This window comes from Pseudomonas sp. SWI7 (genome assembly GCF_006351945.1).
GTDB lineage: Bacteria > Pseudomonadota > Gammaproteobacteria > Pseudomonadales > Pseudomonadaceae > Aquipseudomonas > Aquipseudomonas fulva.
Map to the genome: position 1 here is coordinate 4,301,398 of NZ_CP040930.1, position 11,103 is coordinate 4,312,500.

Consider the following 11,103-nt stretch of genomic DNA (forward strand, 5'->3'; position numbering starts at 1 on the left):
GCCGCAGCCTGCGTAACTCAATTGAAGGTGAAGCAATGACTGACCAGCCTCTGGCCCTTACCGTCGAGCAAGGGCTGTCTACTGAACAGGACCTGCTGGCCGCCGTTTGCCGGGGCGAGCGCGATAACGGTGTGTTGTTCTGGCGCCCCATTGATCAGGCGCTGGTGATGCCTCGCAGGATGAGCCGGCTGGAGCACTTTGAAGCGGCGAGTTCGCAACTGGCTGGCACTGGATGGCCAGTGCTGCTGCGCGAGACCGGCGGCGAGCCTGTACCGCAGTCCCATTCGACGGTAAATATTGCCCTGGTCTATGCGGCCCCGCGCAGTGAGGGCGATCAGGGGCGTATCGAAAAAGCCTACCAGCGCTTGTGCCTGCCGCTGTGCGAGGTGCTGCAGGCGTGGGGGGGTGTCGCCTCGGTTGGCGAGATCGAGGGCGCATTCTGCGATGGCCGCTACAACGTCAACCTCAATGGCCGCAAGTTGGTGGGGACCGCCCAGCGCTGGCGCCAGAGCGCCGCAGGCAAAGGCCCGGTGGTGCTGGTACATGGGGCATTGCTGTTGGACAACGATCGCGAGGCGATGGTAGCCGCCGTCAACCACTTCAATACGTGCTGCAACCTCGAACAGCGATGCCGCCCCGATGCCCACATCGCCCTGCATGAGGTAGTACCGGCGGCGCCGTGGTTTGCACAGCTGTCGCAAGCGTACGCGCAGGTGCTGGCTGAGGTGCCCATCAGCTAGCGGGTGCCGTGTACCACCATGGTCTTGCCATTGACCTGGACCAGGCTGCGTTCTTCCAGGTCCTTCAGGACGCGGCCGACCATCTCCCGTGAACAACCGACGATTCGCCCGATTTCCTGGCGGGTGATCTTGATCTGCATGCCGTCTGGATGGGTCATGGCGTCGGGCTGCTTGCACAAGTCGAGCAAGCACCGGGCAACTCGGCCGGTTACATCGAAGAAAGCCAGGTCACCGACTTTGCGGGTAGTGTCGCGCAGGCGCTGGGCCATCTGGCTACTGACGGCGTAGAGCATGTCTGGCTCATGTCGTACCAGTTCGCGGAACTTGTCGTAGCTGATTTCGGCCACTTCGCACTCGGTCTTGGCCCGAACCCACGCGCTGCGATGCTGCTGCGCCTCAACCGGTTCGAACAGCCCTAGCTCACCGAAGAAGTCACCGCTGTTGAGGTAGGCGATGATCATCTCATGGCCATTTTCGTCTTCGATGAGGATGGTGACCGACCCCTTGATGATGAACGACAACGTCTGCGCGCGTTCACCTGCACTGATGATGTTGCTCTTGGCGCTGTAGCGCCGGCGTTGACAGTGCACCAGCAATTTGTCGATGTTCTTGATCTTTGGGGGTAGGGCAGAGGCTACCATCGCGAAATCCTGTTCTGTGCAGTCCATGGGCATCCATGGCAGCTGGCTGGAAAAACGCCATTCGATTGGCGCCAGCTTATCAGACACTACAAAATGTTTCGGCATTAAAGCGAGTCCTTACATGCTTTTCCCACAGCGGCACAACGACTAAGCTGACACCCTTTTTGCGAAATCAGGAGTTCGGGTGATGAAGGCACGTATCCAGTGGGCCGGTGAGGCAATGTTCCTTGGCGAATCCGGCAGCGGTCACGTCGTGGTGATGGATGGCCCACCCGAAGCCGGCGGCCGAAACCTGGGCGTCAGGCCGATGGAGATGCTGTTGCTGGGCCTGGGTGGATGCAGCAGTTTCGATGTGGTCAGCATCCTGAAGAAATCGCGCCAAGCGGTGGAGAGCTGCGAAGCGTTTCTTGAGGCCGAGCGCGCAGGTGAAGACCCGAAGGTATTCACCAAGATCCACATGAATTTCGTGGTAAAGGGCCGGGGATTGAAAGAGGCGCAGGTCAAGCGTGCCGTCGAGCTTTCGGCCGAAAAATACTGTTCAGCGTCGATCATGCTCGAGCGTGCCGGGGTCGAGATCACCCATGGCTACGAGATCGTGGAACTGGGTTGAGCAAAGGGCGCGAGCTGCGTGGCGTACCGGCGACCGTCAATGGCGCAGTGCTGGCAGCGTTGCGTATAGCCAGCCTGGCAGTGCGCTTCTGACCGACTGGCTCAACGGCTCCCGGTGTTTCTGGTAAAGCAGGCCCAGCCCTATGACGCCCAGGCCGATCAAGCTGACCAACACCGGGAACAGCAATGATTCGGCAAATACGTCATACGCCAGGTACCCCAGGTAGGCGGCAACGCCAAGTGCGCCGAACACCATGAAAACGGGCCTTCGCAGCAGCACTGCCACCCCCATGAGCACAAGGTTTATCAGGCAGTAGGTGGCTTTTCCCCATTCACTGCCGCTGTCGAGCATGGTCAGCCCACCCCAGAAGGCCGCCAGACCGGCAAGATAGCCCCAGTGGGCATAATCATGCCGTGTTCTGCCATCGACCAGCAGAAACACCAGCAAGGTCGCCAATCCGAACCACAGGGATACCTCCCGGCGTTGTTCCCAACTGAATGGCGCGCCGACTACCCACTCGGTAAGGTCCATCGACATGAACCACAGGGCAACGGCAATGGGCATGACGATAAACGGGTAGGGAACTAGGCGGAGCATCATCACACCTGCAAGAACGGTAGCGGCCTCCATGGCCAGCCAACCGCCTTGTACCTGGGTGTAGTACTGGTGGTAATCGGCTTGCACGTCATCGAGCGGCCACCAACCGAGCAATCGCTCCAGTGCGAAAACGGCCAGTGGCACGATACTGACCGCGGCTGCGGCCAGTACGCCGGCCGCAACGGGTTGTTTACGCTTCTGAAGGCTGAGTGCGACCAGGGTCAGCAACCCGATGTAGGCACTGGCCACGGCCAGCAACGCGGTGTCGCCGATGCGTAGCCATGCTTCATTGAGCAGCCAGCCCATGGCCCCCATGACCAGCAGTGCGCCGAAGTAGAACGCGCCATGGGCCAGCTGCAGGCTGCCCGTCGCACTATGCCGCTGGCTGAGAAAGGCTTGCAGGGCCTGTTCCTGGTCTGGCTGGAGAATCCCCGCCTCGACCGCTCGCGCCAGGTCCTTGGCGTCGAAACGTGTTGTCATGGCGAGCCTTCAGATGCGATAGGTGCTCTTTGTCATGACCTTGGCCAGCAGGCTCATGCCAAAACGCACAGGCGCAGGGAAGCGGTAGCCACCGGCTTGCAGTGCCGCATCGGCGTGCTGTTCTTCGTCGACGCGCATCTGCTCGAGGATGGCCCGGGATTTTTCATCTTCGGCAGGGATCTGCACCAGGTGCTCATCCAGGTGCTTGCAGACCTGGTGCTCGGTGGCTGCCACGAAGCCCAGGCTCACCTTGTCACTCACCAGCCCGGCAAAAGCGCCAATGCCGAATGACATGCCGTAGAACAGCGGGTTCAGGACGCTGGGGTGGCTGTTGAGTTGACGGATCCGTTGTTCGCACCAGGCCAGATGATCGATTTCCTCATCCGCAGCGCGCTCCATGGCCTTGCGCACTGACGGCAGCTTGGCCGTCAAGGCCTGGCCTTGATAAAGCGCCTGGGCGCAGACTTCGCCGGTGTGGTTGATGCGCATCAGCCCTGCCACGTGGCGTGCCTGCCGATCTTCGAGTTCGACGGCGGGTTTGACGATAGCCGGGGACGGGCGAGAGGGTTGGCCGCTGAACGGCAGCAAGGTGCGCATGGCGGTGTCGGCCTGCAGCAACAAGCGGTCGAGCGGGGAATAGTGACGTTCGGTAGCCATCGGGCACCTCCGCAAGAATGTGCCCGACAGTTTAACCCAATCGCGCTCGAGTCGCTTGCGGTGGATCAGCCCGGTGGCCAGTTCATCTGGCGCTGGCCGAGCACGTGCATGTGAATGTGGTAGACCGTCTGGCCACCTTGTTCATTGCAGTTCATGACCACGCGAAAGCCTTTCTCGCAGCCCAGCTCCCTGGCCAGGCGCTGGGCCGTGAACAGAATGTGCCCAGCCAGGCCCTTGTCTTCTTCGGTCAGGTCGTTGAGGGTGCGGATGTGCTTTTTCGGAATGACCAGAAAATGCACCGGGGCCTGGGGGGCGATGTCGTGAAATGCCAGAACCTGGTCATCTTCGTAGATGATCTTCGCCGGGATCTCTCGGTTGATGATCTTGAGGAATAAATCGTCCACAGCACTTGCTCCATGGTGAGGGTCCGGGCCGAGTGTACTCAGGCCGGAGCCGCTCGCCCAGCGACTATTCCATACCGGCTGGGCAATAACGCCGGTGAATCACACCTGCCAGCTTGCGCACCAGCCAGTTCGGCAGCAGCCGCGGGGCGATCGCCAGCCAGCGATTGCGTCGCCCCGGCAGGATCAGGGCGCGGTTGCGGGCGAGCGCGCGAACGGTGTACAGCGCCACTTCCTCGGGGCTGAGGCAGCGGCTTTTGCCTTCGAGCCGGGCTATGCGGCGCCGTGAGGAGCGTACCGGTCCCGGGCACAGCACGGAGACCTTGATGCCTGTGGGTTTGAGTTCTTCGCGCAGGGCCTGGGAGAAATTCATCACGTAGGCCTTGCTGGCGGCATAGGTGGCCATCCAGGGCCCAGGGGCCACACCGGCCAGCCCGGCAACGTTGAGGATCTGGCCGCCGCCCTGTACCGCCATCAGATTGCCGATGGCATGACACAAGCGGCTCAGCGCCAGCACATTGACTTCGAGCAGATCCTGTTCGTCGGCCCACTCATGGGCCAGGAATGGCCCGTAGGTGCGGTGACCGGCGCAGTTGACCAGCAAATCGATGCGTCGCTCGCCTTCTTCGAGCTCGAGAACGAACCCCGACAGCCTCAGCGGTTGGCTCAGATCGCACGCACGCAACAGCACCTCGACGCCGAAACGCTGGGCAAGCTCGATGGCGACCGGCTCCAGCGTTTCACGGTGGCGTGCGACCAGGATCAGGTTGCGCCCGCGCCGTGCCAGGGCCTCCGCCAGGGCCAGGCCCAGGCCGGTGGAAGCGCCGGTGATCATGGCGTAACGGGTCATGCAGGGCTCCTGGGGCCGAAGAGGGCATCTAGTGTACAGCTTGGCAGTGGTGGATGCTGCGTTTTGCTGGGCCGCCCAAGCCTGGGAATGAGCCGCTGCAGGGCCTGTCAGTGGCGCTTATGCCGATCGGCCGTTAGCGCTGCACCGCCCAGTGCTGGGCAACACCCTCAGAACGGTTTGACCACCACCAGGATGACGACCGCCAGCAGGATCAGCACAGGTACCTCGTTGAACCAGCGATAGTAGACATGGCTGCGGGTGTTGGTGCCGGCAGCGAAGCGTTTGCGCTGGGCGCCACACACGTGGTGGTAGCCGGTCAGCAGAAGCACCAGGGTGAGTTTGGCGTGCAGCCAACCCTGGCTCAGCCACCCAGGCGTGAGGTAGAGCATCCAGGCACCGAATACGTAGGTGGCGATCATCGCCGGGTTCATGATGCCTCGGTACAACTTGCGCTCCATGGTCACGAACCGGTCCTGGCTGATGCTGTCCTGGCTCTGGGCATGGTAGACGAACAGCCGTGGCAAGTAGAACAGGCCGGCAAACCAGCATACGACGCTGACAATGTGCAGCGCTTTGATCCATAGGTAGAGCATCGGGGCATTCCTTCAGGTATTCACGGTCGTCAGATAGTAGTGCCCAGGCGCCCTCAGGGACACCTGAAGTGTTGTGACAGACGCATCACGCCCCTATCATCGTGCGTTTTCCAGACGGCTCGTTGATAAGGGGCAAGCGTTATGATCAAGGTCGGTATCGTCGGCGGCACGGGTTACACCGGCGTCGAACTGTTGCGTCTGCTGGCTCAGCACCCACAGGCCGAGGTGGCGGTCATCACGTCGCGCTCGGAGGCGGGTGTAGCAGTGGCCGACATGTACCCGAACCTACGCGGCCATTACGACGGCCTTGCATTCAGCGTGCCCGACAGCAAGGCGCTGGGCGCGTGTGACGTGGTGTTTTTCGCCACCCCTCATGGTGTCGCTCATGCCTTGGCGGGCGAGCTTCTGGCCGCGGGCACCAAGGTCATCGACCTGTCGGCCGACTTCCGCCTGCAGGACGCAGTTGAATGGGCCAAGTGGTACGGCCAGCCTCACGGCGCGCCTGATCTGCTCGACGGTGCCGTGTATGGTTTGCCCGAGGTCAACCGCGACAAGATCCGCCAGGCACGACTGATCGCGGTTCCGGGTTGCTACCCAACCGCCACTCAACTGGGTTTCCTGCCGTTGCTGGAAGCTGGCTTGGCCGATGCGTCGCGCTTGATCGCCGACTGCAAGTCCGGTGTCAGCGGTGCCGGACGTGGTGCGGCCGTGGGGTCGCTGTTCTGTGAAGCCGGTGAGAGCATGAAGGCCTACGCGGTCAAAGGGCATCGTCACCTTCCGGAAATCAGCCAGGGCCTGCGTCTGGCTGCGGGCAAGGACATTGGGCTGACCTTCGTCCCTCACCTGACGCCGATGATCCGCGGCATCCATGCCACCTTGTATGCGACCGTCGCCGACACATCGGTCGATCTTCAGGCGCTGTACGAGAAGCGCTACGCCAACGAGCCCTTCGTGGACGTGATGCCCGCGGGTAGCCACCCCGAGACCCGCAGCGTGCGCGGCGCCAACGTCTGCCGCATCGCTGTTCATCGTCCGCAAGGCGGTGACCTGGTCGTGGTGCTGTCGGTCATCGACAACCTGGTCAAAGGCGCTTCCGGGCAGGCCGTGCAGAACCTGAACATCGTGTTCGGGCTCGATGAGCGCATGGGGCTGAGCCATGCCGGCCTGTTGCCGTGAGCTGAAGAAGGCTTGCGGCAGGCTGCACTGATTCGCGACCAGCCCGTCGCCTATTGTTGACCGATTTTCTCGGGAAAGCGGATAATGGCCGTCATCGAGTTTTATGACGGCCACCGCGCCGGGAGAATCAACATGAGCGTCGAAACCTTCACCCCTACGGTTTTGGAATTTACCCACGGTGCTGCGCTGAAGGTGAAGAACCTGGTGTCCGAAGAAGGCAATGACCGGCTGAAACTGCGTGTATTCGTCACCGGTGGCGGTTGCTCGGGTTTCCAGTATGGCTTCACGTTCGATGAAGAAGTGGCCGATGACGACACCATCGTTGAGCGCGAGGGTGTTTCGCTGGTAGTGGACCCGATGAGCTTCCAGTACCTGGCCGGTGCCGAAGTGGATTACCAGGAAGGCCTGGAAGGCTCACGCTTCATCATCAAGAACCCTAACGCCGCCACTACCTGTGGCTGTGGCTCTTCGTTCTCGATCTGACGACATGCCCTCGTCAAGACGCCGCGCTCAAGCGCGGCGTTTTTCGTTGGGCAGGTCAATGGCTCAAGCCGGATAGATGGCGCCCAGAACACGCAGGCCTTTGGCCGCTGTAACGCTGGGACGGTTGGCAGGTATGCCTTCGAGGCAGCAATGCGCCAGCCAGGCGAACGCCATGGCCTCGACCCAGTCAGGGTCTACTCCCTGTTCAGCGGTGCTGGACACCTTCACGTCAGGCAGGCCTGCTGCAAGGCGAGCCATCAAGGCGCCATTGTGCGCGCCGCCCCCACACACCAAAAGCGTCCTGGTGCCCTGCTGTGCGGTGCTCAGCGAATCGATGATGCTTTGTGCACTGACCTCCAGCAGCGTTGCCTGGACGTCTTCGTCGCGATAAGCAGGCAGGGCAGCGAGGTGGCTGTCCAGCCAGCGCAGGTTGAAGACTTCACGGCCTGTACTCTTGGGCCCACTGCCGGCGAAGAATGGGTCGGCCATGAGAGAGGCCAGCAGGGCAGGTTGCACAGCTCCACAGACCGCCCAGGCGCCGTCGGCATCGTATGCCTGGCCGCGCTTGCGCTCGATCCAGGCGTCCATCAGGACATTGCCCGGGCCGCAATCGAAACCTCGGACCGGTTTGTCCTTGGCAATCAGGCTGAGGTTGCTGAAACCGCCTACGTTCAGGATGGCCAACGGCTGTTCGAGATGGCCGAACAGCGTTTCGTGGAACGCTGGGACGAGCGGCGCGCCCTGACCGCCGGCTGCTACGTCACGGCGACGAAAGTCAGCCACGACCGTGATGCCTGACAGCTCCGCCAGGAGCGCCGGATTGCCGATCTGCACGGTGAAACCTCGGGCAGGCTCATGGCGAATGGTCTGGCCATGGCTGCCGATGGCGCGAATGTCGGTGGGCTGCAAGGCGTGGTGGTCGAGCAAATCGAGTATGCCTTGCGCTGCCACCGCCGCCCACGCGTTTTCAGCGAGGGCGACCCGCGCCACTTCATCCGGCCCAGATGTGCACAGGTCAAGCAGCGCTTGTCGCAATTCCGTTGGCATGGGCAGGTAATGGGTGGCAAGCAGTTCGACGTGCTCGCCTTGCTCGATCAGGGCGATGTCCAGTCCATCCAGGCTGGTCCCTGACATCACGCCTAGGTAGAGGCCCATGGGCTCACCGTTTGTTCATGGCAAGTAGCGTGGCTTTTTCCTGATCCATGCGTGCGATCAGCGGCTGGCTTTGCTGCAGGAAGCGCTGGCGCTCGTTCTTGGCGATCGGGTCGGACATCGGCACTTTCTGGCTCAGCGGGTCGACGTGCACGCCGTTGACCTGGAACTCGTAGTGCAGGTGAGGCCCGGTAGAAAGCCCCGTGGTCCCGATATAACCGATGATCTGGCCCTGCTTGACCGAACCCCCGGTCTTGATGCCCTTGGCAAAGCCCTGCATATGACCGTACAAGGTCTTGTACCGATTGCCGTGCTGGATGATCACCGTATTGCCGTAGCCGCCGCGCCGGCCGGCGAGCTCGATGCGGCCATCACCCGCAGCCTTGATGGGCGTGCCTCGCGGGGCTGCATAATCCACCCCCTTGTGGGCGCGGATCTTGTTCAGAATCGGGTGCTTGCGCCCGGCAGAGAAGCGAGAGCTGATGCGCGCAAAATCCACGGGTGTGCGAATGAAGGCCTTGCGCAGGCTGTTGCCATCGGCCGTGTAGTAGCTGGTGTTGCCTTGCTTGTTGGTATAACGCACGGCCGTGTAGGTTTTGCCGCGGTTGGTGAAGCGCGCCGAGAGGATATTGCCGGTGCCGACCACTTTGCCGTCCATCACCTTCTGCTCATAGACCACGTCGAACTCGTCACCTTGGCGAATATCCTGGGCGAAGTCGATGTCGTATCCCAGCACCTTGGCCATGTCCATGGTCAGGCTGTGGGACAACCCGGCGCGCTGTGCCGATGCGGAGAGCGAGCTCTTGATGACGCCATGGGCGTAGGCAGTGCGCACCACGGGTTTGCTGATTTCACGATTGAAGGTGTAGCCCTTGGCCGTCTTGGTCAGGCGGATGGTTTCCAGGTTGCCGACCTTGCTGTGCAAGCTGGCCAGCTGGCCTTGCTTGTCCAATTCGAACTGCAGGACCTGGCCGTGCTTGAGCTGGCTGAACTGCTTGGCCTGCTTGCTGCTGGCAAGAATGTCGTGGACGGCATTGGCCGGCAGTCCGACCTTGGCGAACAGCGTTGACAAGGTATCCCCGCTGGCGACGGTGACTTCCCGGTGGGCAGGGTCCTTGGCGGGCTGTGCGGCAGCTTCTGCCGGAGGGGTTTGCTGTTCGGCTTTCTGGGTGGATGCGGCCGCCTCATCGATCTGCGCAAACGGCGAGCCCTGCTCGCCGGATGCCTGCAACAGCGGCGCGGCGCGGGATTCGTCTTTCAGTTGCTCGGCAGGGGTTTCCAGCTCGAGGTTGAGGGTGGTTTTTTTGGCTTCCACGTCGCTGGATGGGAATACCAGCAATGCCAGGCTAAGCAGGGCGGCAATGCCGCTGGCGGCCAACAGGTGTGTTTTCGGATAAAGCGGAGGCGCTTTAGGCGGTTCGTTGGTCATGGGTAAGGAGACTTTGAAAAAGGTGAAATGGAATAGATGAATGACATGATGAAGATGAAATAACTGTATAAAATATAACCAAAACCATTTTCACGCAAGGGCGCGTAGACGCTGCGAGCACGTCCCCAGGTCACATTCCTTTGCAAAACTTGTATTTGACGGCCGATCTTGTATGGTTGGCTCCCCCTGAATCTGAGCCTTGCGGGTTTGTCTATGAAGTCGGTTGAAGAGCAGCTGGCGCTTATCAAGCGCGGTGCGGAAGAAGTACTGGTGGAGTCCGAGCTGGTTGAAAAACTCAAGCGTGGTCAGCCCTTGCGCATCAAGGCCGGTTTCGACCCTACCGCACCTGACCTTCATCTCGGTCACACGGTACTGATTAACAAGCTGCGCCAGTTCCAGGAATTGGGGCATACCGTGGTGTTCCTGATTGGTGACTTCACCGGCATGATCGGCGACCCCAGTGGCAAGAGTGCCACGCGTCCGCCACTGACCCGTGAGCAGGTGCTGGACAATGCCGAGACCTATAAACAGCAGGTCTTCAAGATTCTCGATCCGGCCAAGACCGAGGTCGCGTTCAATTCCACCTGGATGGATGCACTGACGCCCGCCGACTTCATCCGTCTGGCGTCGCAGTACACGGTCGCCCGTATGCTGGAGCGTGACGATTTCGACAAGCGCTATACCACCAATCAACCCATCGCCATTCATGAGTTCCTCTATCCGTTGGTGCAGGGCTATGACTCGGTCGCGCTCAAGGCGGATGTCGAGCTGGGCGGTACCGACCAGAAGTTCAACCTGCTCATGGGGCGCGAATTGCAGCGTGCCTACGGTCAGGAAGCTCAGAGCGTCGTGACCATGCCCCTGCTTGAAGGGCTTGATGGCGTCAAGAAGATGTCCAAGTCCCTGGGTAATTATGTCGGCATCCAGGAAGCGCCGGGTGTGATGTACAGCAAGCTCGTGTCGATTCCGGACACCTTGATGTGGCGTTACTTCGAGCTGCTGAGCTTCCGCTCCATGGAGGAGATCGATCAGCTGCGTATGGATGTGGCCAATGGGGCGAACCCTCGGGACATCAAGATCCAGCTGGCGGAGGAGATCGTGGCGCGGTTCCATGGGGAAGAAGCCGCAGCCAACGCTCATCGTGGCGCCGGTAATCGTATGAAGGAAGGCGAGTTGCCGGAAGACCTGCCCGAAATCGAAGTGACTGCAACCGAGGCGCTGCCGATTGCTGCAGTGCTCAACCGTGCCGGGCTGGTCAAGAACTCGGCGCAGGCGCGGGACCTGCTGGGCAGTG

Annotated in this window: 13 protein-coding genes (1 of these 13 only partly in view); 5 read left to right on the plus strand and 8 right to left on the minus strand. The window is 61.3% G+C overall.

The features are described from left to right. Positions 1–35: 35 nt before the first annotated feature. The gene (locus FH041_RS19645) at positions 36–740 is read left to right on the plus strand and encodes a lipoate--protein ligase family protein (protein WP_027913647.1); all 705 of its coding nucleotides are present in this window, start codon (positions 36–38) and stop codon (positions 738–740) included. On the opposite strand, the gene crp is transcribed toward FH041_RS19645, so the two are convergent. Then, a complete protein-coding gene (gene crp / locus FH041_RS19650) occupies positions 737–1,381 on the minus strand; it encodes a cAMP-activated global transcriptional regulator CRP (protein WP_059184129.1) in 645 nt (214 codons plus the stop codon). The genes FH041_RS19645 and crp overlap by 4 nt on opposite strands. A 187-nt stretch (positions 1,382–1,568) precedes the next feature. Between crp and FH041_RS19655 the strand changes: the two genes are divergently transcribed. Then, positions 1,569–1,991 carry an OsmC family protein gene (locus FH041_RS19655; RefSeq protein WP_023532673.1) on the plus strand — a complete coding sequence of 141 codons (423 nt, stop codon included), beginning with the start codon at positions 1,569–1,571 and terminating at the stop codon, positions 1,989–1,991. A 36-nt stretch (positions 1,992–2,027) separates the two neighbouring features. Here FH041_RS19655 and FH041_RS19660 read toward each other — a convergent pair whose 3' ends face one another. From FH041_RS19660 to hemJ, 5 genes are all read right to left on the minus strand, one after another. Continuing rightward, positions 2,028–3,068 (minus strand): hypothetical protein, encoded by a 1,041-nt coding sequence (locus FH041_RS19660; protein WP_027913649.1) that lies wholly within the window; start codon positions 3,066–3,068, stop codon positions 2,028–2,030. A 9-nt stretch (positions 3,069–3,077) separates the two neighbouring features. Beyond that, positions 3,078–3,725 (minus strand): 2-polyprenyl-3-methyl-6-methoxy-1,4-benzoquinone monooxygenase, encoded by a 648-nt coding sequence (gene coq7 / locus FH041_RS19665; RefSeq protein ID WP_027913650.1) that lies wholly within the window; start codon positions 3,723–3,725, stop codon positions 3,078–3,080. Between the two features lie 65 nt (positions 3,726–3,790). Further along, positions 3,791–4,129, minus strand: coding sequence for a histidine triad nucleotide-binding protein (locus FH041_RS19670; protein ID WP_059183587.1), 339 nt, complete (start codon positions 4,127–4,129; stop codon positions 3,791–3,793). A 64-nt stretch (positions 4,130–4,193) separates the two neighbouring features. Further along, the gene (locus tag FH041_RS19675) at positions 4,194–4,976 is read right to left on the minus strand and encodes an SDR family oxidoreductase (RefSeq protein ID WP_027913652.1); all 783 of its coding nucleotides are present in this window, start codon (positions 4,974–4,976) and stop codon (positions 4,194–4,196) included. A gap of 167 nt (positions 4,977–5,143) precedes the next feature. Further along, a complete protein-coding gene (hemJ, locus tag FH041_RS19680; protein WP_023532455.1) occupies positions 5,144–5,569 on the minus strand; it encodes a protoporphyrinogen oxidase HemJ in 426 nt (141 codons plus the stop codon). 141 nt (positions 5,570–5,710) lie between these two features. Between hemJ and argC the strand changes: the two genes are divergently transcribed. Both argC and erpA read left to right on the plus strand, forming a co-directional pair. Then, positions 5,711–6,745 (plus strand): N-acetyl-gamma-glutamyl-phosphate reductase, encoded by a 1,035-nt coding sequence (gene argC, locus FH041_RS19685; RefSeq protein WP_027913653.1) that lies wholly within the window; start codon positions 5,711–5,713, stop codon positions 6,743–6,745. A 132-nt stretch (positions 6,746–6,877) separates the two neighbouring features. Then, complete coding sequence (gene erpA, locus FH041_RS19690; protein WP_023532751.1) at positions 6,878–7,228, plus strand: iron-sulfur cluster insertion protein ErpA; 351 nt, start codon at positions 6,878–6,880, stop codon at positions 7,226–7,228. Between the two features lie 63 nt (positions 7,229–7,291). Here erpA and FH041_RS19695 read toward each other — a convergent pair whose 3' ends face one another. Then, complete coding sequence (locus tag FH041_RS19695; protein WP_028686611.1) at positions 7,292–8,383, minus strand: anhydro-N-acetylmuramic acid kinase; 1,092 nt, start codon at positions 8,381–8,383, stop codon at positions 7,292–7,294. Positions 8,384–8,387: 4 nt separating this feature from the next. Next, entirely contained in the window at positions 8,388–9,809 is a 1,422-nt protein-coding gene (locus FH041_RS19700) for a peptidoglycan DD-metalloendopeptidase family protein (RefSeq protein WP_088523749.1), read from the minus strand. 213 nt (positions 9,810–10,022) lie between these two features. Here FH041_RS19700 and tyrS point away from each other — a divergent pair, with 213 nt between their 5' ends. Further along, positions 10,023–11,103, plus strand: the 5' portion of a protein-coding gene (gene tyrS, locus FH041_RS19710) for a tyrosine--tRNA ligase (protein WP_027913656.1). It continues 119 nt past the right edge of the window; 1,081 of the gene's 1,200 nt are visible here — the first part of the coding sequence; it begins with the start codon at positions 10,023–10,025; its stop codon lies off the right edge, out of view.

Bases quoted from the DNA above. Each gene is read 5' to 3' on its own strand.
- FH041_RS19645 (WP_027913647.1), top strand. From the start codon at position 36: ATGACTGACCAGCCTCTGGCCCTTACCGTCGAGCAAGGGCTGTCTACT.
- crp (WP_059184129.1), bottom strand. From the start codon at position 1,381: ATGGTAGCCTCTGCCCTACCCCCAAAGATCAAGAACATCGACAAATTG.
- FH041_RS19655 (WP_023532673.1), top strand. From the start codon at position 1,569: ATGAAGGCACGTATCCAGTGGGCCGGTGAGGCAATGTTCCTTGGCGAA.
- FH041_RS19660 (WP_027913649.1), bottom strand. From the start codon at position 3,068: ATGACAACACGTTTCGACGCCAAGGACCTGGCGCGAGCGGTCGAGGCG.
- coq7 (WP_027913650.1), bottom strand. From the start codon at position 3,725: ATGGCTACCGAACGTCACTATTCCCCGCTCGACCGCTTGTTGCTGCAG.
- FH041_RS19675 (WP_027913652.1), bottom strand. From the start codon at position 4,976: ATGACCCGTTACGCCATGATCACCGGCGCTTCCACCGGCCTGGGCCTG.
- hemJ (WP_023532455.1), bottom strand. From the start codon at position 5,569: ATGCTCTACCTATGGATCAAAGCGCTGCACATTGTCAGCGTCGTATGC.
- argC (WP_027913653.1), top strand. From the start codon at position 5,711: ATGATCAAGGTCGGTATCGTCGGCGGCACGGGTTACACCGGCGTCGAA.
- erpA (WP_023532751.1), top strand. From the start codon at position 6,878: ATGAGCGTCGAAACCTTCACCCCTACGGTTTTGGAATTTACCCACGGT.
- FH041_RS19695 (WP_028686611.1), bottom strand. From the start codon at position 8,383: ATGGGCCTCTACCTAGGCGTGATGTCAGGGACCAGCCTGGATGGACTG.
- FH041_RS19700 (WP_088523749.1), bottom strand. From the start codon at position 9,809: ATGACCAACGAACCGCCTAAAGCGCCTCCGCTTTATCCGAAAACACAC.